This window comes from Burkholderia stagnalis, assembly GCF_039848545.1.
Classification (GTDB): domain Bacteria; phylum Pseudomonadota; class Gammaproteobacteria; order Burkholderiales; family Burkholderiaceae; genus Burkholderia; species Burkholderia stagnalis.
Map to the genome: position 1 here is coordinate 1,236,015 of NZ_CP156685.1, position 20,893 is coordinate 1,256,907.

At 66.3% G+C, this 20,893-nt stretch carries 17 protein-coding genes; 7 read left to right on the plus strand and 10 right to left on the minus strand.

Annotated elements, in window-relative coordinates:
• Positions 1-125: 125 nt before the first annotated feature.
• From ABFO07_RS05885 to ABFO07_RS05895, 3 genes are all read right to left on the minus strand, one after another.
• Entirely contained in the window at positions 126-626 is a 501-nt protein-coding gene (locus ABFO07_RS05885; protein WP_059559419.1) for a DUF192 domain-containing protein, read from the minus strand.
• 161 nt (positions 627-787) lie between these two features.
• On the minus strand, positions 788-1,012 hold the full coding sequence (locus ABFO07_RS05890; RefSeq protein ID WP_071733224.1) for a hypothetical protein: 225 nt from the start codon (positions 1,010-1,012) through the stop codon (positions 788-790).
• A gap of 269 nt (positions 1,013-1,281) precedes the next feature.
• A complete protein-coding gene (locus tag ABFO07_RS05895) occupies positions 1,282-1,860 on the minus strand; it encodes a pseudouridine synthase (protein WP_060149691.1) in 579 nt (192 codons plus the stop codon).
• A gap of 275 nt (positions 1,861-2,135) precedes the next feature.
• Between ABFO07_RS05895 and icd the strand changes: the two genes are divergently transcribed.
• Both icd and ABFO07_RS05905 read left to right on the plus strand, forming a co-directional pair.
• Positions 2,136-3,392: an NADP-dependent isocitrate dehydrogenase gene (gene icd, locus ABFO07_RS05900; protein WP_059884015.1), complete on the plus strand. Its 1,257-nt coding sequence runs from the start codon at positions 2,136-2,138 to the stop codon at positions 3,390-3,392.
• Positions 3,393-3,651: 259 nt separating this feature from the next.
• Positions 3,652-5,880 carry an NADP-dependent isocitrate dehydrogenase gene (locus ABFO07_RS05905; RefSeq protein ID WP_059884014.1) on the plus strand — a complete coding sequence of 743 codons (2,229 nt, stop codon included), beginning with the start codon at positions 3,652-3,654 and terminating at the stop codon, positions 5,878-5,880.
• Between the two features lie 84 nt (positions 5,881-5,964).
• Here the strand turns inward: ABFO07_RS05905 and ABFO07_RS05910 are convergent, their stop codons facing one another.
• Positions 5,965-6,189, minus strand: coding sequence for a hypothetical protein (locus ABFO07_RS05910; RefSeq protein ID WP_059559403.1), 225 nt, complete (start codon positions 6,187-6,189; stop codon positions 5,965-5,967).
• Between the two features lie 877 nt (positions 6,190-7,066).
• On the opposite strand from ABFO07_RS05910, the gene ABFO07_RS05915 reads away from it, so the two are divergent.
• Positions 7,067-8,662, plus strand: coding sequence for a multicopper oxidase family protein (locus tag ABFO07_RS05915; RefSeq protein ID WP_060017559.1), 1,596 nt, complete (start codon positions 7,067-7,069; stop codon positions 8,660-8,662).
• Positions 8,663-8,856: 194 nt separating this feature from the next.
• Here the strand turns inward: ABFO07_RS05915 and ABFO07_RS05920 are convergent, their stop codons facing one another.
• A complete protein-coding gene (locus tag ABFO07_RS05920) occupies positions 8,857-9,060 on the minus strand; it encodes a cold-shock protein (RefSeq protein ID WP_004196460.1) in 204 nt (67 codons plus the stop codon).
• A gap of 541 nt (positions 9,061-9,601) precedes the next feature.
• Between ABFO07_RS05920 and clpS the strand changes: the two genes are divergently transcribed.
• The 4 genes from clpS to ABFO07_RS05940 all read left to right on the plus strand — a co-directional run bounded on the left by clpS (position 9,602) and on the right by ABFO07_RS05940 (position 14,600).
• Positions 9,602-9,916, plus strand: coding sequence for an ATP-dependent Clp protease adapter ClpS (clpS, locus tag ABFO07_RS05925; protein WP_006398529.1), 315 nt, complete (start codon positions 9,602-9,604; stop codon positions 9,914-9,916).
• Positions 9,913-12,213, plus strand: a complete 2,301-nt coding sequence (clpA, locus tag ABFO07_RS05930) for an ATP-dependent Clp protease ATP-binding subunit ClpA (protein ID WP_059559394.1) — start codon at positions 9,913-9,915, stop codon at positions 12,211-12,213. Before clpS ends, clpA begins: the two co-directional genes overlap by 4 nt.
• Before the next feature lie 105 nt (positions 12,214-12,318).
• A complete protein-coding gene (locus tag ABFO07_RS05935) occupies positions 12,319-13,698 on the plus strand; it encodes an amino acid permease (protein WP_059810758.1) in 1,380 nt (459 codons plus the stop codon).
• A 131-nt stretch (positions 13,699-13,829) separates the two neighbouring features.
• Complete coding sequence (locus ABFO07_RS05940) at positions 13,830-14,600, plus strand: COG4705 family protein (RefSeq protein ID WP_060028199.1); 771 nt, start codon at positions 13,830-13,832, stop codon at positions 14,598-14,600.
• A 45-nt stretch (positions 14,601-14,645) separates the two neighbouring features.
• Here ABFO07_RS05940 and dut read toward each other — a convergent pair whose 3' ends face one another.
• The 5 genes from dut to ABFO07_RS05965 form a co-directional block, all read right to left on the minus strand.
• The gene (dut, locus tag ABFO07_RS05945; protein WP_059810695.1) at positions 14,646-15,092 is read right to left on the minus strand and encodes a dUTP diphosphatase; all 447 of its coding nucleotides are present in this window, start codon (positions 15,090-15,092) and stop codon (positions 14,646-14,648) included.
• Positions 15,093-15,162: 70 nt separating this feature from the next.
• Positions 15,163-16,374: a bifunctional phosphopantothenoylcysteine decarboxylase/phosphopantothenate--cysteine ligase CoaBC gene (coaBC, locus tag ABFO07_RS05950; RefSeq protein WP_059891885.1), complete on the minus strand. Its 1,212-nt coding sequence runs from the start codon at positions 16,372-16,374 to the stop codon at positions 15,163-15,165.
• Positions 16,375-16,443: 69 nt separating this feature from the next.
• Positions 16,444-16,944 (minus strand): signal peptidase II, encoded by a 501-nt coding sequence (gene lspA, locus ABFO07_RS05955; protein WP_059810697.1) that lies wholly within the window; start codon positions 16,942-16,944, stop codon positions 16,444-16,446.
• Positions 16,945-16,946: 2 nt separating this feature from the next.
• Positions 16,947-19,784, minus strand: a complete 2,838-nt coding sequence (gene ileS / locus ABFO07_RS05960; RefSeq protein ID WP_059891884.1) for an isoleucine--tRNA ligase — start codon at positions 19,782-19,784, stop codon at positions 16,947-16,949.
• A gap of 101 nt (positions 19,785-19,885) precedes the next feature.
• Positions 19,886-20,878, minus strand: coding sequence for a bifunctional riboflavin kinase/FAD synthetase (locus ABFO07_RS05965; RefSeq protein ID WP_059559371.1), 993 nt, complete (start codon positions 20,876-20,878; stop codon positions 19,886-19,888).
• Positions 20,879-20,893 lie beyond the last annotated feature (15 nt).

Below are 20,893 nucleotides of genomic sequence, written 5' to 3' on the forward strand. Positions count from 1 at the left end.
CTTTTGCAGATGCGGACCACCGGCGCGCATTCAAGGTCCGCGCGCGGCCGGCGGACGAAAAAAAAGCCGGCGCGCGAGGCGGCCGGCCGGTGGGCACGCGCGGCGTCGCGCCGCGGCGGGTGCCGTCACTGCGGCTTCGGCAGCCCTTCGATCTTCATGCCGGGCTTGATGCCCTTCGCCGCGAACCAGCCCTTGGACATCTCGAGCGCATAGACGCCGTTGTTGCGCGGGCAGTGGTTGCTGGTCGTCTCGGCCTGCATCTCGTCGATGTCGGTGACCGTGCCGTCCGCGCGGATGAACGCGATCGACAGCGGGATCAGCGTGTTCTTCATCCAGAAGCAGTGCACGGCGTTCTCGTTGAACACGAACAGCATCCCTTCGTTCGGCGCGAGCTGCGAGCGGTACATCAGCCCCTGTTCGCGATCGGCGTCGTTGGCGGCGACGGCCGCGTCGATCATGTGCATGCCCGCGCGCAGCTTGACGTGCGGGAATTCGCTCGGCTGCTTGGCGCCGGGCGGCATCTGCGCGAGCGCGGCTTGCATGCCGAGCGCGGCGACGGCGAACGCGACGGGAAACATGGCGGCGCGCGCAAGGCGGCCGAACGACGAGCGCAGGGGGAATCGCACAGCGGGGCTCCTTTCGGAAAAGCAAGACCCGCATGGTACGCGAAGCGCGCCGGCGGGCGCAAAAAAGAAAAAGGCAGATCGCCTTGCGGTGACCTGCCTTTCAACGCCGTAAGAACGGCAACTACGTGTTCTTGACTGCGTTATTTTTACAGCTTGCCTGCTTAGTTCGAAGCAGCAGCCGGTGCTTCAGCGGCGCTAGCAGCAGCCTTCTTCGAAGCGTGGTGCTTCTTTGCGTGGTGCTTCTTAGCAGCCTTCTTCGCCGGTGCCGAAGCAGCTTCTGCCTTTTCTGCTGCCGGAGCTGCCGGAGCAGCTGCCGGTGCCGAAGCTTGTGCGAAAGCTGCCGTTGCGAAGAGGCCAGCGACCAGAGCGGCGATCAGTTTGTTCATGTTGTGTTCCTCAGCTTTTAGTTAATTAACCAAATGACCCGGCATAGGAGTCATGACGTCTAACGGTGCCATCCACCTTTCGGTTGACAGACGCTTCGAGAAATTTCTCATTGCGCTGCGGGCGCCGAATCGTATTCGAGAAAAACGTCGCTTTCGTGACGCAAACGCGATTCTGGCGCCAATGCCGGATAGCTCAGGATGGCATCTGCGTGGTTTAACGCGCGATCTTCGCAGGTGGTTGACGAAAAAATTCACGCATCACGCAAATGTCATTCGATGCGCGCGAAACCGTCCCAGGGCGCACGCGGCGGCAACTCGATTGTTTCTCCGGGCGCAATGCCGAGCGCGAATATGTCCAGCGCACCGATGCCGACGCGCACGAGGCGCAAGGTCGGGAAGCCGACCGCCGCGGTCATCCGGCGCACCTGGCGGTTCTTGCCTTCGGTGATCGCGAGTTCGATCCAGGTGGTCGGGATCGCTGCCCGGTAGCGGATCGGCGGGGTGCGCGGCCACAGCGCGTGCGGCGGCTCGATGAATTCGGCGCGGCACGGGCGCGTCACGTAGTCGCCGAGATCGATGCCGCGCGCGAGCGCCTTCAGGTCGGCGGGGCCCGGCGCGCCCTCGACCTGCGCCCAGTAGCGCTTCACGAGCTTGTGGCGCGGCTCGGCGATGCGCGCCTGCAACGCGCCGTCGTCGGTGAGCAGCAGCAGCCCCTCGCTGTCCGCGTCGAGCCGGCCGGCCGCATAGACGCCGGGCGTTTTTACCCAGTCGCCGAGCGACGGCCGCGACTCGTGCGCGGAAAACTGGCAAATCGTACCGAACGGCTTGTTGAGGGCGATCAGGGTCATGGCGGCTGGGGCGTGCCCGTCGGGCCGGGGGCGCGCCGGACGGTCTATGGCAAATGGCGGAATCTTAATGCATAATACGGAACGGCAAGTCATCTGTCTTATATAAGACATAAGGGGAGACTTGATACGCAGCGCCGCGGTTCGCGCCGCCGCCCCCGATTGGGGCGCTAGAATAGCGGCTCGCTGTAGCCCTCACGGGAGTGGCGTCACCGCGTTCCCGTGCGCGCGCAGCTTCGACCAGAATTACCTGCTCAGCCACGTCACTGGAGTCGATCATGCCGTATCAGCACATCAAGGTTCCGGAGGGCGGTGACAAGATCACCGTCAACAAGGATTTCTCGCTCAACGTATCCGAGCAGCCGATCATTCCCTATATCGAAGGCGACGGTACGGGCTTCGATATCACCCCGGTCATGATCAAGGTCGTCGATGCGGCGGTCGAGCGGGCGTACAAGGGCAAGCGCAAGATCCACTGGATGGAGATCTACGCGGGCGAGAAGGCGACCAAGGTCTACGGCCCCGACGTGTGGCTGCCGGACGAGACGCTGCAGGTGCTGAAGGAATACGTCGTGTCGATCAAGGGGCCGCTGACGACCCCGGTCGGCGGCGGGATCCGCTCGCTGAACGTCGCGCTGCGCCAGGAACTCGACCTCTACGTGTGCCTGCGCCCGGTGCAGTACTTCAAGGGCGTGCCGTCGCCGGTGCGCGAGCCGCAAAAGATCGACATGGTGATCTTCCGCGAGAACTCGGAAGACATCTACGCGGGCATCGAATGGGCGGCGGGCTCCGAGCAGGCGAAGAAGGTCATCCAGTTCCTGCAGGACGAGATGGGCGTGAAGAAGATCCGCTTCCCGGAAACCTCGGGGATCGGCGTGAAGCCCGTGTCGACCGAAGGCACCGAGCGTCTCGTGCGCAAGGCGATCCAGTATGCGATCGACAACGACCGCAAGTCGGTCACGCTGGTGCACAAGGGCAACATCATGAAGTTCACGGAAGGCCTGTTCCGTGACGCCGGCTACGCGCTCGCGCAGAAGGAGTTCGGCGGCGAGCTGATCGACGGCGGCCCGTGGATGCGCGTGAAGAACCCGAAGACGGGCAACGAGATCGTCATCAAGGATTCGATCGCCGATGCGTTCCTGCAGCAGATCCTGCTGCGCCCGGCCGAATACGACGTGATCGCGACGCTGAACCTGAACGGCGACTACATCTCCGACGCGCTGGCCGCGCAGGTCGGCGGCATCGGCATCGCGCCGGGCGCGAACCTGTCGGATTCGGTCGCGATGTTCGAGGCGACCCACGGCACCGCGCCGAAGTACGCCGGCAAGGATTACGTGAACCCGGGTTCCGAGATCCTGTCGGCGGAAATGATGCTGCGCCATCTCGGCTGGACGGAAGCGGCGGACACGATCATCGCCGCGATGGAGAAGTCGATCCTGCAGAAGCGCGTCACGTACGACTTCGCGCGCCTGATGGAAGGCGCGACGCAGGTGTCGTGCTCGGGCTTCGGTGAAGTGCTGATCGAGAACATGTAAGCCCCTTGCGGGGCGGGCCGGCGCAGGTCCGGCCGCCCCGGCGCCCACTGCCGGCGCCGGGGCGTTTTGTGAATGGCAGGTTTGGCAGGGCGGTCCGGCATGCGGCCCGCATGCCCTGCAAGGTAGAACATGACGGCCCTCGCAACACCGCCGCCCGGCTGAGCCGCCGCGGCGCCCATTCGCGACCGATCCGGTCGCCCCTCCGCCGGTTACCGCCGGCGATCTTCAGTTCCAATATTCACGTAGCAACGCATCGACCATGTCCACTTCGCCCAAGATCATCTACACCCTCACCGACGAAGCGCCCGCGCTCGCGACCTATTCGCTGCTGCCGATCGTCAAGGCCTTCACGCGCTCGTCCGGCGTCGCCGTCGAGACGCGCGACATCTCGCTCGCCGGCCGCATCATCGCCGCGTTCGCGGACGTCCTGCCGCCCGCGCAGAAGGGTTCTGACGATCTGGCCGAGCTGGGCCAGCTCACGCTGAAGCCGGAAGCGAACATCATCAAGCTGCCGAACATCAGCGCATCGGTGCCGCAGCTGAAGGCCGCGATCGCCGAACTTCAGGCGCAGGGCTACGCACTGCCGGCCTACCCGGAAGAGCCGTCGACCGACGAAGAGAAGGCCGTCAAGGCCCGCTACGACAAGATCAAGGGCAGCGCGGTGAACCCGGTGCTGCGCGAAGGCAACTCCGATCGCCGCGCGCCGCTGTCGGTCAAGAACTACGCACGCAAGCACCCGCACAAGATGGGCGCATGGCAGGCCACGTCGAAGGCGCACGTCGCGCACATGAGCGAGGGCGATTTCTACGGCAGCGAGAAGTCGGCGCTGATCGCCGACGCCGGCAGCGTGAAGATCGAGCTGACGACGACCGACGGCGCGAAGAAGGTGCTGAAGGAAAAGACGGCCGTCAAGGCGGGCGAGATCATCGACGCGTCGGTGATGAGCAAGAACGCGCTGCGCAGCTTCATCGAAGCGCAGATCGCCGATGCGAAGGCGCAGGGCGTGCTGTTCTCGGTGCACCTGAAGGCGACCATGATGAAGGTCTCCGATCCGATCCTGTTCGGCCATTTCGTGTCGGTGTTCTACCGCGACGCGCTCGCGAAGCACGCGGACGTGCTCGCGCAGGCCGGCTTCAACCCGAACAACGGCATCGGCGACCTGTACGCGCGCCTGAAGGACCTGCCGGCCGACACGCGTGAAGCGATCGAAGCCGACATCAAGGCCGAATACGCGGTGCGCCCGCGCCTCGCGATGGTCAACTCGGACAAGGGCATCACGAACCTGCACGTGCCGAGCGACGTGATCGTCGACGCATCGATGCCGGCGATGATCCGCGAGTCGGGCTGCATGTGGGGCCCGGACGGCGAACTGTACGACGCAAAGGCCGTGATTCCGGACCGCTGCTACGCGGGCGTCTACCAGGCCGTGATCGAGGATTGCAAGCAGCACGGCGCATTCGACCCGGTCACGATGGGCAGCGTGCCGAACGTCGGCCTGATGGCGCAGGCGGCCGAAGAATACGGTTCGCACGACAAGACGTTCCAGATTCCGGCGGACGGCGTCGTGCGCGTCACCGACGAAGCGGGCAACGTGCTGCTCGAGCACACGGTCGAGGCGGGCGACATCTGGCGCATGTGCCAGACCAAGGACGCACCGGTGCAGGACTGGGTCAAGCTCGCGGTGAACCGCGCGCGCGCGACCGGCGCACCGGCCGTGTTCTGGCTCGATCCGGCCCGTGCGCACGACGCGCAGGTGATTGCAAAGGTCGAGCGCTACCTGAAGGATCACGACACGAACGGCCTCGACATCCGCATCATGACGCCGGTCGACGCGACTCGTTTCTCGCTCGAGCGCATCCGCGCGGGCCAGGACACGATTTCGGTGACGGGCAACGTGCTGCGTGACTACCTGACCGACCTGTTCCCGATCATGGAACTCGGCACCAGCGCGAAGATGCTGTCGATCGTGCCGCTGATGGCGGGCGGCGGGATGTTCGAGACGGGCGCAGGCGGCTCCGCGCCGAAGCACGTGCAGCAGTTCGTCGAAGAGGGCTTCCTGCGCTGGGATTCGCTCGGCGAATTCCTCGCACTCGCGGCGTCGCTCGAGCACCTCGGCCACGCGTACCAGAACCCGAAGGCGGTCGTGCTCGCGAAGACGCTCGACCAGGCGACCGGCAAGTTCCTCGACGAGAACAAGTCGCCGGCGCGCAAGGTCGGTGGCCTCGACAACCGTGGCAGCCACTTCTACCTGTGCCTGTACTGGGCGCAGGCACTCGCCGCCCAGACCGACGACGCGGCGCTGCAGGCGCAGTTCGCCGGCATCGCGAAGGCGCTGGGCGACAGCGAGGCGCGCATCCTCGAGGAACTGGGCGCGGCGCAGGGCAAGCCGGTGGCCATCGGCGGCTACTATCGCCCGAACGTCGAGCTGACGAGCCAGGCGATGCGCCCGAGCGCGACGCTGAACGGCATCGTCGACGCCGTCGCCTGACGACGCGCGCGGCACGGCATCACGGCCGCCCGAAAAGAAAAACGCCCCGCACGCGCGGGGCGTTTTTCGTTGCAGGGCCGTCATTCACACGTGGACGATTTCCCATTCGGCGATTTCGTGCGGCACCTCGAGGGTTGCCGTGTCCAGTTCGGACAGTTGCGGGCAGTCGCCGCGGGAGATGTGGTCCGCGGCATGCTCGGGGCTCGAGAACGCGCCGAGCAGTGCGTTGCCGAACGTCGCTTCCCAGCCGCCGTTGCCCGGCAGGATGTAGAACGACCCGAGCGCTGAACCAAAGCGAAATCCTTTCATTTCCGTTCTCCCTTTCCGATTACACGCGATTCGATTTCCTGGCGCCGCCCGCCGGTCCGGCAGGCTCTGGTCTGGCGGCTGCTGCGTCGGGTTCGTCGCCGGTGCGTTTCGAACCGCGCTGCATGTCGCCAGTGCATGGAACAAAGTCTACGTCCGCGACCCAGTCGGATGGTGCACCTAGATGCGCTGCTCGAAACAAAAATTCTCTTTTAAAAACAATCGATTATTTCTGTCGTTTTGTATTGCGGAACGATTTTCGGCATCGCGAAACAGAAAATTTGTGCCCTGCACCACGAATTTTCAGAAGGCAGGGACTTGTTCCACATCGTGAAATTTTTGAGATTGGGTTGACCGGGTAGCGGAAAGCCGACGCGCGTTCGGCCAACGGACGTGCTGTGTGATCGCGGCGGATGCGGCGATTTTCGTCGTTCGGGGCGGGAAGCGGTCGCCGGATCGACGGCGAATGGTCCGCACGGGGAGGCGGGCGGACCTTCGCATCGATCCTGGGCACGCATGCGACGTTTGGCCGCCCGGCTGCAGCCACCGATTTACGGGACAGACGTCCGGTTATGATGTTGCGGGTTACGCTGCCAATGCGTTCGACTGTGTTCGAGCGCGTTCGCCCGACCAGCGGGGGCCGCCGACCTCGAGTCGTCGCTCTATTCGAAGAAGCGTGCGGTCGAAAGACGCCGCGCGCCGCCTGATCATCGGGTCGGCGCTAGCCGGGTGACGCCGGCCTGCGATGCGCGCGCGGATGCGCGCTTATCCGCCGCCAGCCAGGCGAGCGGCGCATCCGCCCGGCGTGGCCCGCCGCCCACCGGCAATCCCGCTTCGCAGGGCCTTCCGGACAAAAACCGTCAAGAACGAGGAACGATTGATGATACGCAGAACCTTCCTGTCGCGCGCTGTCGGCGTTGCCGTCGCGTCGCTGGTCGCGCGCAGCGCATGGGCGCAGCACGCGGGCATGGCCGGCATGGAGCAGATGGACGACATGCCCGGCATGGCCGGCATGTCCCATGGACAGCACGGGAAGCACGCATCGGCCGCGCGTCCGGCGCCGCTCGCGGCCGCCGACGCGCTGCCGGCCGGCGCGCCGCTCGCACCGCTGCGCATGCTCGCGAACGAAAGCCGCGAGCCCGGAACGTTCCGCGCGACGCTCGTCGCGCAGCCGGTCGCGCGACCGCTGCTGCGCGGTGCGCGACCGACGACGTTCTGGCAGTTCGGCGACGGTGCGCAGGGGCCGGTCGTCGGACCGCTGATCGATGTCCGCGAGGGCGACACGGTCGAGATCCGGTTCGTGAACCGGCTGCCGCAGCCGTCGACGATTCACTGGCACGGCCTGCCGGTGCCGCCGGACCAGGACGGCAACCCGTCCGACCCGGTTGCGCCGGGCGCGTCGCACGTCTATCGCTTCACATTGCCGAAGGGCAGCGCGGGCACCTACTGGTACCACCCGCATCCGCACATGATGACGGCCGAGCAGGTCTTCCGCGGGCTCGCGGGGCCGTTCGTCGTGCGCGCAGCGGACGATCCGCTGGCCGGCTGGCCGGAGCGCAACCTGTTCGTGTCCGACCTGAAGCTGGCGCGCGACGGCACGATTCCGCCGAACGACATGATGGACTGGATGAACGGCCGCGAAGGCCAGTTCGTGCTGGTCAACGGTGCGCGCAGGCCGCGCATCGACGTGGCCGGCGACGAGCGCTGGCGTGTGTGGAACGCGTGCAGTGCGCGCTATCTGCGGCTCGCGTTCGACGACGGCCGCGCGTTCGAGCACGCCGGCACCGACGGCGGGCTGCTCGAGGCGCCGCGCCGCGTCACGTCGCTGCTGCTCGCGCCGGGCGAGCGTGCGGAGCTGCTGATGCGCGCGGGCGACCGCGCCTCGCGCGCGGTGCTGGTCGCGGCCGAGTACGACCGGCGCAAGATGGCGATGTCGGACGACGGACACGGCAGCCTGCCGCCGGACCCGGCGCTGCCGCTCGCCGATGTCGCCTTTGCGCCGGCCGCCGCGCGCCCGGTGCCCGCGACGTTGCGCGCGGTGCCCGCGCTCGGCAAGCCGGTCGCGGACAAGACGGTCGCGTTCGGCGAGGAAATGGACATGGACGCGATGATGGCGGCGCCGGCGCACGGCCGGCCCGCGGGCATGCGCTTTACGATCAACGGCGACACCTACGCGCCGCACCGTGCGACGCTGACGAGCCGCGCGGGCGACGTCGAGCGCTGGACGATCCGCAACGAGACCGACATGGATCACCCGTTCCACCTGCACGGCACGCAGTTCCAGGTGATCGAGCGCGCGTCGAACGGCACGCGCACGCCGGAGCCGTTCCGCGCATGGCGCGATACCGTGAACGTCCGCAGCGGGGAAACCGTCACGTTCGTCACCACGCAGGACACGCGCGGCGAACGCATGTTTCATTGCCACATCCTCGAGCACGAGGATCTCGGCATGATGGGCACGCTGAAAGTCGTGTGACGCGCCCTCCGCGATTCGGCGGCATGCGGGCGTGCGATGCCTATCTGCACGCTCGCCAATACAATCTGCGGCCATGTATTGCGATTGGACGAAAGAAGCGGCCAATCGAAGCGGCCGATCGAAAGATCGTTTGCCGACTGCAAAAAAGAAAACCCGGCATTTAGCCGGGTTTCCTCATTCGAAATCCATTGCCCTCAGGCAGCTTGGATATTCGAAGCCTGCTTGCCTTTCGGTCCTTGAACGACCTCGAAGCTGACCTTCTGGCCTTCCTTCAGGGTCTTGAAGCCCTGCATGTTGATGGCCGAGAAGTGTGCGAACAGATCCTCACCGCCCTCGTCGGGGGTGATGAAACCGAAGCCCTTCGCGTCATTGAACCATTTGACAATACCAGTTGCCATACCTACTTCCCCTGTCACACAGTCGCTACTTACCACGAGCACGCTCGAAAAGCTAAACGACCGGAAAATGCAGCCGTTCCCCCCTCACAAGCTCACCTCGGCCTTTCATGCTTCGCCGTTCAGGCAAATCTAAAAAAGTGCCAGCTTGATTGTTGGCGCTCTTTATTGGAGTGTCAAGTGAATTTTTAGACGTATAGGGGGACGTTGTAAAGAACCCATTTTCAGGGTTTTTCCGGCTTTGCCGAATCGCAACGCGGCAAGCGCGCAGACTTGAAAAGTCGCATAATCGGCTCATATACCAGGCTCGAGTGACACGCGTTCGAGCCGTCCCGGCTTGTGGGATACTGGTGCGGACGCGACGTCGCGGTGCGATTCTCCGTGACGGAACGTGTCCCGCGCCACGCGTGAAAGCCGGCACCGCAGCCGGCTTTCGTATGGCGCGAGAGCACATGCGAGTTTCCGGGGTTCCGGGGAGGGCGCCGGCCGGTCGGTCGGGTAATGGCAGGATTGCGGGCCTGTCCGAGTTGTTTAGAATGGGTGTATGGCGATTATCCCGGACAAGCAGGACAGTACCGTCCTGGAACGCAAGCAGCAGAAGCTGAAGCCGCCTTCGATGTACAAGGTGGTGCTGCTCAACGACGACTTCACGCCGATGGAATTCGTCGTGATGGTCGTGCAGGAGTATTTCAAGAAGGATCGCGAGACGGCCACGCAGATCATGCTGAAGGTCCATCGCGAAGGGCGAGGGGTTTGTGGGGTCTACACGCGGGACATCGCGTCGACCAAGGTTGAGCAAGTCGTTACCCATGCGCGGCAGGCCGGGCATCCGCTGCAGTGCGTGATGGAGGAAGCATGATTGCCCAGGAATTGGAAGTCAGCCTGCACATGGCGTTCATGGAAGCACGCCAGGCGCGCCATGAGTTCATAACAGTCGAGCATCTGCTGCTGGCCCTGCTGGATAATCCGACGGCGGCCGAGGTGTTGCGCGCTTGCGCGGCGAACATCGAGGACCTGCGCCAGAACCTGCGCAATTTCATCCACGACAACACGCCTACCGTTCCGGGCACCGACGACGTCGACACGCAGCCGACGCTCGGTTTCCAGCGCGTGATCCAGCGCGCGATCATGCACGTCCAGTCGACGTCAAACGGCAAGAAGGAAGTGACCGGCGCGAACGTGCTGGTCGCGATCTTCGGCGAGAAGGATTCCCACGCGGTCTACTACCTGCAGCAGCAGGGCGTGACGCGCCTCGACGTCGTCAACTTCATCTCGCACGGCATCGCGAAGACCAACAGCGGCGAGGCCGCGAAGGCGAGCGACGCGAACGCCGAGAGCGAGGACGCGAATGCGCAGAAGGAAACCCCGCTCGCGCAGTTCACGCAGAACCTGAACCAGATGGCGAAGGACGGCCGCATCGATCCGCTGATCGGGCGCGAGTCCGAGGTCGAGCGCGTCGTGCAGGTGCTGTGCCGCCGCCGCAAGAACAATCCGCTGCTCGTCGGCGAGGCCGGCGTCGGCAAGACCGCGATCGCGGAAGGCCTCGCCTACCGCATCACGCGCGGCGAGGTGCCGGACATCCTCGCGAACGCGCAGGTCTATTCGCTCGACATGGGCGCGCTGCTGGCGGGCACCAAGTATCGCGGCGATTTCGAGCAGCGTCTGAAGACGGTGCTGAAGGAACTGAAGGAGCGCCCGCACGCGATCCTGTTCATCGACGAGATCCACACGCTGATCGGCGCCGGCGCGGCGTCGGGCGGCACGCTCGATGCGTCGAACCTGCTGAAGCCGGCGCTGTCGTCGGGCACGCTCAAGTGCATTGGCGCGACGACGTTCACCGAATATCGCGGCATCTTCGAAAAGGATGCGGCGTTGTCGCGGCGCTTCCAGAAGGTCGACGTGACCGAGCCGACCGTCGAGCAGACGGTTGCGATCCTGCGCGGCCTGAAGTCGCGCTTCGAGGAGCATCACGGCGTCAAGTATTCGTCGGGCGCGCTGTCGGCCGCGGCGGAGCTGTCGGCACGCTTCATCACCGACCGTCACCTGCCGGACAAGGCGATCGACGTGATCGATGAAGCGGGCGCCGCGCAGCGCATCCTGCCGAAGTCGAAGCAGAAGAAGACGATCGGCAAGAGCGAGATCGAGGAAATCATCTCGAAGATCGCGCGGGTGCCGGCGCAGAGCGTGTCGCAGGACGACCGCAGCAAGCTGCAGACGCTCGATCGCGACCTGAAGAGCGTCGTGTTCGGCCAGGATCCGGCGATCGACGCGCTCGCGGCATCGATCAAGATGGCGCGCGCGGGCCTCGGCAAGATGGACAAGCCGATCGGCGCGTTCCTGTTCTCCGGCCCGACGGGCGTCGGCAAGACCGAAGTGGCGCGCCAGCTCGCGTTCACGCTGGGCATCGAGCTGATTCGCTTCGACATGTCGGAGTACATGGAGCGTCACGCGGTGAGCCGCCTGATCGGCGCGCCGCCGGGCTATGTCGGGTTCGACCAGGGCGGCCTGCTGACCGAAGCCGTCACGAAGAAGCCGCACTGCGTGCTGCTGCTCGACGAGATCGAGAAGGCGCATCCGGACATCTTCAACGTGCTGCTGCAGGTGATGGACCACGGCACGCTGACGGACAACAACGGCCGCAAGGCGGATTTCCGCAACGTCATCATCATCATGACGACGAACGCGGGCGCCGAGTCGATGCAGAAGGCGACGATCGGTTTCACCACGCGCCGCGAAACCGGCGACGAAATGGTCGACATCAAGCGCCTGTTCACGCCGGAGTTCCGCAACCGTCTCGACTCGATCATCAGCTTCCGCTCGCTCGATGAGGAAATCATCATGCGCGTGGTCGACAAGTTCCTGATCCAGCTCGAGGAACAGCTGCACGAGAAGAAGGTCGACGCGCTCTTCACCGACGCGTTGCGCAAGCATCTCGCGAAGCACGGCTTCGACCCGCTGATGGGCGCGCGGCCGATGCAGCGGCTGATCCAGGACACGATCCGTCGCGCGCTGGCGGACGAATTGCTGTTCGGCAAGCTGGTGAACGGCGGTCACGTGACGGTCGACGTGGACGAAAACGACAAGGTGCAGCTGTCGTTCGACAAGCTGGCGAATCCGCCGCACAAGCCGAACGAAGAGGCGGTCGAAGTCGAATAAGCGATAATCGGCGGTTCATGCGAACGGCGCGGGAAGTTTTCCGCGCCGTTTCGTTTTATCCGGCGCCGGCGGCGCGCAATGGTGGTGCAGGGGAGTGGCAAGGCTGTGACACAACAACAACGGTCGTTCGACAGCATCGTCGAGCGCGAGCAAGGGTTGCGCCACGCGCTGTCGTCGGGGCAGATGGCGATGATCGCGATCGGCGGCGCGATCGGCACGGGGCTGTTTCTCGGCAGCGGGTTCGCGATCGGGCTCGCGGGCCCGAGCGTGCTCGTTTCGTATGCGATCGGTGCGCTGATCGCGCTGCTGCTGATGGGGGCGCTCGCGGAAATGACCGTCGCGCACCCGACGGCCGGTTCGTTCGGCGCGTATGCGGAGCATTACGTCGGCCCGCTGGCGGGCTTCCTCGTGCGCTACGCGTACTGGTTCGCGGTGGTGTTCGCGATCGGCACCGAGATCAGCGCGATCGCCGTGTTCATGAAGTACTGGTTTCCGGCGGTGCCCGGCTGGTACTGGGTGATCGGCTTCTCCGCGCTGCTGATCGCCGTGAACCTCGCGAGCGTCACGTTGTACGGCTCGGTCGAATACGCGTTCTCGCTGCTGAAGATCGCGGCGATCGTCGTGTTCATCGTGCTCGGCGCGTATCTCGTCTGGTCGGCGCCGGCCGCGTCCGGGATCGGTTTCGCGAACTACACCGCGCACGGGGGCTTCCTGCCGAAGGGGCCGTGGGGAACGTGGGTCGCGGTGATCGTCGCGATCTTCAGCTACATGAGCATCGAGGCCGTCGCGATCGCGGCGGGCGAAGCGCGCGATCCGCAGCACGCGGTCACGCGCGCATTCCGCTCGACGGTGTTCCGCCTCGTGCTGTTCTATCTGCTGACGCTGTCGTTGATGCTCGCGATCGTGCCGTGGACCCAGGCCGGCACCGACGAGAGCCCGTTCGTGAAGGTGATGGCCGCGACGCACGTGCCGTATGCGGCGGGCGTGATCAACTTCGTGCTGCTGATCGCGGCGCTGTCCGCGATGAACAGCCAGCTCTACGTGACGACGCGGATGATGTTCAGCTTGTCGCGCGCGCGGCTCGCGCCGGCCGTGTTCGGCCGGCTCGGCGCGAACGGCGTGCCGCGCGCGGCGCTGTGGATCTCGACGAGCGGCGTCGCGGTCGCGGCCGTGCTGGTTGCGCTGGCGCCCGACACGGCGTTCACCGTGATGATGGCGATCGCGATGTTCGGCGCGCTGTTCACCTGGCTGATGATCTTCGTCACGCACCTGCGCTTCCGTGCGCGGTATCGCGGCCCCGCGCTCGCGTTTCGCATGTGGGGGCACCCGTTCGGCAGCCTGCTTGGCGCGGGGCTCGTCGCGGCGATCCTGCTCACGACCGCATTCACGCGCGAATTCCGGATGACGATGGTGGTCGGCGTCGCGTTCGGCGTGCTGCTGATGGTCGCGTACGCGCTGCACTATCGGCACCAGCACGCGCGTTGACGGGGCAGCCGCCCCACCGCGCTGTCTTTCACGTTTGCTAAGGTTCCGTTAAGCCGACGACGACTACATTCGAGCCCATCTGCCACGCGAGGCGGCGCGCCGCCTCGCTGCCTTTCCGCAAAGGGGTGCGAATGAACAAACTTCCCGAAATCACGCTCGCGTTCTGGATCATGAAGATCTGCGCGACCACGCTCGGCGAAACCGGCGGCGACCTGCTGTCGATGACGCTGAACGTCGGCTACGCGGCCAGCTCGATCCTGCTGTTCGGCTTCTTTCTCGTCACGCTCGGCGCGCAGCTCAGGACCACGGGCTATCGCCCGGCCATCTACTGGGCGGTGATCGTCGCGACGAGCACGGCCGGCACGACGATGTCCGATTTCATGGACCGCACGCTCGGCCTCGGCTACGCGGCCGGCTCGTCGATCCTCGTCGCGATCCTGCTCGGCATCTTCGCGATCTGGCGCCTGACGGGCGAATCGCTGTCGGTGGACGAAATCCGGACGCGCAAGGTCGAGTTGCTGTACTGGATCGCGATCCTGTTCTCGAACACGCTCGGCACCGCGCTCGGCGATTTCCTCGCAGACAGTTCGGGCCTCGGATTCGCGGGCGGCGCGCTGCTGATCGGCAGCCTGCTCGTGGCGATCGTGCTGGCGCACTATTTCACGCGAATCTCGGGCGTGTTCCTGTTCTGGGCCGCGTTCGTGCTCACGCGCCCGTTCGGCGCGACGGTCGGCGACCTACTGACGAAGCCGGCCGCGAAGGGCGGCCTCGCGTTGGGTACGATCGGTTCGTCGGCCGTGCTGCTGGGCGTGCTGGTCGCGCTGGTGATCTACGCGAGCGTCACACAGGCGCGGCGGCGCGACCTGTCGCCCGCGCGTATCGCGCAGCCCGTCGGGGAGTGACGGCGAGCGGAAAAAAGAAAGGGGCCGCGAGGCCCCTTGCGTCGTTCAGTGACGGCCCGTGCTGCCGAAGCCGCCCGCGCCGCGATCGCTTTCGGCGAAGTCGTCGACGATGTTGAACTGCGCCTGCACGACCGGCACGATCACGAGCTGCGCGAGGCGTTCGAACGGGTTCAGCACGAACTCCGTCTGGCCGCGGTTCCACGTCGAGATCATCAGCTGGCCCTGGTAGTCGGAGTCGATCAGGCCGACCAGGTTGCCGAGCACGATGCCGTGCTTGTGGCCGAGGCCCGAGCGCGGCAGGATCAGCGCCGCGTAGCCCGGATCGGCGAGATGGATCGCGAGGCCGGTCGGCACGAGCGCGGTCTCGCCCGGTTTCAGCGTGAGCGGCGCATCGAGGCACGCACGCAGGTCGAGGCCCGCGCTGCCGGTCGTCGCGTAGGCGGGCAGGTAATCGCGCATGCGCGCGTCGAGAATCTTCAGGTCGAGTTTCATTCGGTCGTCGAATCGCTGGGAAAAAGGCGCGGCGGCACACAGGCCGCCGCGCGTGCGTCGGATGAGGCGGTCAGATCAGGCTGTTGTCGGGCAGGCGCTTCGCGATTTCGTCGACGAGCACGTGCGCGAGTGCGTCCTTCGGCGCGCGCGGCAGGCACGTGATGCCGGCCGCGTCGAACAGCGCAACTTCGTTGTCGTCGCGGCCGAACGTCTGCGGGCCGAGGTTGCCGACGAGCAGCGGCACGTTCTTGCGCTTGCGCTTCTCGTCGCCGTGCACGTCGAGATCGCCGCTTTCCGCCGCGAAGCCGACGCAGAACGGCGGATCGGGGAGAGCCGCGACCGTCGCGAGGATGTCCGGGTTCTCGACGAACGTCAGCTCGGGCATCTTGCGGTCGGCGGTCTTCTTCATCTTGTGCTCGGCCGGCTGCGCCGCGCGCCAGTCGGCCACCGCGGCTACCGCGATGAAGATGTCGGCGTCGGGCACCGCGTTCATGACCGCGTCGTACATCTGCTGCGCGGTCTGCACGTCCTCGCGGTAGACGCCCCACGGCGTCGCGAGGCCGACCGGGCCGGCGATCAGGTGCACCTCCGCGCCGGCCTGCTGCGCCGCGCGCGCGAGCGCGAAGCCCATCTTGCCGCTCGAGCGGTTGGTCAGCCCGCGCACGGGGTCGAGCGGCTCGAACGTCGGGCCGGCCGTGATCAGCACGCGCCGGTGCGCGAGCCGCTTCGGCTGGAAGTGCGCGACGATCGCCTCGTAGATCGCTTCCGGCTCGAGCATGCGGCCGTCGCCGATCTCGCCGCACGCCTGCGCGCCCGAATCGGGGCCGAGCACCGACACGCCGTCGGCGCGCAGCTGCGCGACGTTGCGCTGCGTGGCCGGGTTCTGCCACATCTGGCGGTTCATCGCGGGCACGACGAGCAGCGGGCAATCGCGGGCGACGCACAGCGTCGACAGCAGGTCGTCCGCGAACCCGTGCGCGAGCTTCGCGAGGAAGTCGGTCGACGCGGGCGCGATGACGATCGCGTCGGCTTCGCGCGACAGGTCGATGTGCGCCATGTTGTTGTCGATGCGCGCGTCCCACTGGCTCGTGTAGACGGGCCGGCCGGACAGCGCCTGCATCGTGACGGGCGTGATGAACTGGGTCGCGGCTTCCGTCATCGCGACCTGCACGGTCGCGCCGGCCTTGGTGAGCAGGCGGGTGAGCTCGGCGATCTTGTAGCAGGCGATGCCGCCCGTCAGGCCGAGGACGAGATGTTTTCCTGCGAGTTCTGCGTGTACCAACGCGGGCCTCCGAAGGGATCGATCAGGACGGCCGGCGCGCGGCCGGCCGTCGACGCAGAGTATGCGCGCTTAGCGCGCGCCGCGCACGCGACGCAGCTCGTCGTAGATCAGCAGCACCGCGCCGACCGTGATCGCCGAATCGGCAAGGTTGAACGCCGGGAAATGCCAGGCGCCGACGTGGAAGTCGAGGAAGTCGATCACGTGGCCGTAGACGAGACGGTCGATCACGTTGCCGAGCGCGCCGCCGAGGATCAGCGCGAGCGACAGGCTGAACAGGCGCTGCTGGCCGTGGCGCTTCAGCAGGTAGCAGATCACGAGCGTCGCGCCGATGCCGAGCGCGGTGAACGCCCAGCGCTGCCAGCCGCCGGCGGTCGCGAGAAAGCCGAACGCCGCGCCCTGGTTGTAGACCAGCACGAGATTGAAGAACGACGTCAGCGCATGCTGCGCGCCGTACGCGAAGGTCTTCAGGATCGCGATCTTCGTCAGCTGATCGAACAGGATGACGATCAGCGAAATGCCGAGCCACGGCGCCAGTGCGCCGCCGGTCGATTTCGACAGGGTTTTCGCCATGGTTACGCCGCGCTCCGGGTTTCGCCGTTTTCAAACAGGTTCGAGAAGCAGCGGCCGCACAGCGTCGGGTGATCGGCATGCGCGCCGACGTCCTCGCGGTAGTGCCAGCAGCGCTCGCACTTCTGGTACTTCGAGGCGGCCACGTCGACGCCTTCCTGCGCTTCGTCGTCGACCTTGACGACCGTCGCGGCCGACGTGATCAGCACGAACTTGAGATCGTCGGCGAGGCTCGCGAGCGCGTCGTAGCGCGCGCCGCTCGCGTGCACCGTCACTTCCGCCTGCAGCGACGAGCCGATGCGGTTCGCGGTGCGGGCTTCCTCGAGCGCCTTCGTCACGTTGCCGCGCACGTCGCGCAGCAGCGTCCACTTGGCGACCAGCGCGTCGGCGTCGGCGACTTCCGGATACGCGTAGTACGTTTCCGTGAAGATCGTGTCGCTCGCCGGCTGGAACACCTTCCATGCTTCCTCGGCGGTGAACGACAGGAACGGCGCGAGCACGCGCAGCAGGCCCTGCGTCAGGTGATAGAGCGCCGTCTGCGCGGAGCGGCGCGCGGTCGAATCCGGCGCGCTCGTGTACAGGCGGTCCTTCAGCACGTCGAGGTAGAAGCCGCCGAGATCTTCCGAGCAGTACGTCTGCAGCTTCGCGACGACCGGGTGGAATTCGTACTTCTCGTAGTGCGCGAGCAGTTCGGTCTGCAGCTGCGTGGAGAAGGCGACCGCGTAACGGTCGATCTCGAGCCACTCGCCGACCGGCAGCGCATGCTGCGCGTAGTCGAAGTCGGACAGGTTCGCGAGCAGGAAGCGCAGCGTGTTGCGGATGCGGCGATAGCCTTCCGTCACGCGCTTCAGGATTTCCTCGGAGATCGCGAGCTCGCCCGAGTAGTCGGTCGACGCGATCCACAGGCGGATGATTTCCGCGCCGAGACGGTTCGCGACTTCGTGCGGATCGATGCCGTTGCCGAGCGACTTGCTCATCTTGCGGCCTTCGCCGTCGACCGTGAAGCCGTGCGTGAGCAGGCCCTTGTACGGCGCGCGGCCGTCGAGCATCGACGCGGTCAGCAGCGACGAGTGGAACCAGCCGCGGTGCTGGTCCGAGCCTTCGAGGTACAGGTCGGCCGGGAACTGCAGCTGATCCTTGTGCGAGCCGCGCAGCACGTGCCAGTGCGTCGTGCCCGAGTCGAACCACACGTCGAGCGTGTCGCGGTTCTTCTCGTACAGGTTCGCGTCGTCGCCGATCAGCTCGCGCGGATCGAGCGACTGCCATGCCTCGATGCCCGACTGCTCGACGCGCTTCGCGACTTCTTCCAGCAGCTCGAGCGTGCGCGGATGCAGCTCGCCGGTTTCCTTGTGCACGAAGAACGCCATCGGCACGCCCCACTGGCGCTGGCGCGACAGCGTCCAGTCAGGACGGTTCTCGATCATGCTGTGCAGGCGCTGCTTGCCCCACGACGGGTAGAACGCCGTTGCGTCCACGCCCGCGAGCGCGGTTTCGCGCAGCGTCGCGCCGCCGTCGCGCGGCGTCACGTCCATGCCCGCGAACCACTGCGACGTCGCGCGATAGATGATCGGCGTCTTGTGGCGCCAGCAGTGCATGTAGCTGTGCGTGTACTTCTCGTTGCGCAGCAGCGTGCCGGCCGCGTTCAGCGCCTCGACGATCTTCGGGTTCGCGTCCCAGATCGTCAGGCCGCCGAACAGCGGCAGCGATTCGCTGTAGCGGCCGTCGCCCAGCACGGGGTTGATGAAGTCCGCGTCGGTCATGCCGTGCGCCTTGCACGACATGAAATCCTCGACGCCGTAGGCGGGCGACGAGTGCACGACGCCGGTGCCGGTGTCGGTCGTCACGTAGTCGCCGAGATAGACGGGCGACGTGCGCTTGTAGCCGGGGTGGGCCGCCGCGAGCGGGTGGTGGAAGCGCAGGTTGACGAGCTTCTCGCCGAGTGTCGTCGCGACGACGCGGCCGGTCAGCTTGAACTCTTCCATGCACGCGGCGACGCGCTCTTCCGCGATGATCAGCAGGCCGCGCTCGGTGTCGACGAGCGCGTAGACGATCTCCGGATGCAGGTTGAGCGCCTGGTTCGCCGGGATCGTCCACGGCGTGGTGGTCCAGATCACGATGCCGCCCTCGGGGCGCGGCAGCGCGGCCAGGCCGAACGCCTGCGCGGTCTTTTCCGGCTCCGCGAACGGGAACATCACGTCGATCGTCGGGTCGGTGCGGTCCTTGTATTCGACTTCCGCCTCGGCGAGCGCCGAGCCGCAGTCGAAGCACCAGTTCACCGGCTTCAGGCCGCGATACACGTAGCCCTTCTCGATGATCTTGCCGAGCGCGCGGATTTCCTCCGCCTCGTTGACGAAGTTCATCGTCTTGTACGGGTTGCTCCAGTCGCCGAGCACGCCGAGCCGCTTGAAGCCGCCTTTCTGCTTCTCGATCTGCTCGGTCGCGTACGCGCGCGCCTTGGTCATCACTTCGGCCGCCGGCAGCGACTTGCCGAACTGCTTCTCGATCTGGATCTCGATCGGCATCCCGTGGCAATCCCAGCCCGGCACGTACGGCGCGTCGAAGCCGGCCATGTTGCGCGACTTGACGACGATGTCCTTCAGGATCTTGTTCACCGCGTGGCCGAGGTGGATGTCGCCGTTCGCATACGGCGGGCCGTCGTGCAGGATGAACTTCGGCCGGCCCTGGCTGGCCGCGCGGATCTTCTCGTAGATGCCGCGCGCTTCCCATTCCTTGACCCACTGCGGCTCGCGCTTCGGCAGGTCGCCGCGCATCGGGAACGGCGTGTCGAGCAGGTTGACCGGATACTTGGCCTGCGGTTTCGAATCGGCTTTCTTGTTGCTCATGATGAGATCGCTATCAAATCGGGAGACGCTCGGGCGTCGTGAATCGGGTGAGCGCGCGCATCGGCGGCGCCGGGGTGCGGCGCATCGCGCCGCCGGCGGGGTCAGCTAATTCGGTCGGTGGCCGACGTCGAGAAGCCGGTCGTGCGGCTGCCGGGCGCGTGGTCGCGCGCGGCGAAATACGCGCGGGCGTTCGCGACGTCCTGCGCGATCGCGCGCGACAGCGCTTCGAGATCGTCGAACTTCGCCTCGTCGCGCAGCTTCTGCAGGAACTCGACGCGCACCAGCTTGCCGTATGCGTCGCCGTGCCAGTCGAGCAGGTGGACTTCGAGCAGCACGCGGCCCGAATCGACGACGGTCGGGCGCAGGCCGAGGCTCGCGACGCCGGGCAGCGGGGTATCGGCGAGGCCGTGCACCTGGACGACGAAGATGCCCATCAGCGCCGGCCGCTTGTGCGCGATCGGCAGGTTCAGCGTGGGGAAACCGAGGTCGCGGCCGAGCTTCAGGCCGTGCGTGACGTGGCCGCTGATCGCGTAGCCGTGGCCGAGCGCCTGCGCGGCCGCGGCGAGATCGCCCGCCGCGAGCGCGGCGCGCACGCCGGAGCTCGAGATGCGCGTGCCGTCGCTGCCGGCGACCGTGCCCATCTGCTCGACCTCGAAGCCGTACTGCTCTCCGGCCGCCTTCAGCGTGTCGAACGTGCCGGCGCGCTTCGCGCCGTAGCAGAAATCGTCGCCGACCATCATCCAGCGCGTGTGCAGCCCATTGACGAGCGTGCGCTCGACGAACGTCTCAGGCGACTGGCTCGCGAACGTATGGTTGAAGTGCTCGACCACGACCCGGTCGACGCCGTGCTCGCGCAGCGCCTCGAGCTTGTCGCGCAGCATCGCGATGCGCGGCGGCGCGCCGGCCGGATTGAAGAATTCCCGCGGGTGCGGCTCGAAGGTCATCACGCAGACGGGCAGGCCGCGCGCGTCCGCCGCCGCGCGCACGCGCGCGAGCAGGGCCTGGTGGCCGCGATGGACACCGTCGAAGTTGCCGATCGTCAGCGCGCACGGGGCGCGGCTTTCGGCGTTGGGCAGGCCGCGGAAGACTTTCACGATAGCTGCAGCGTC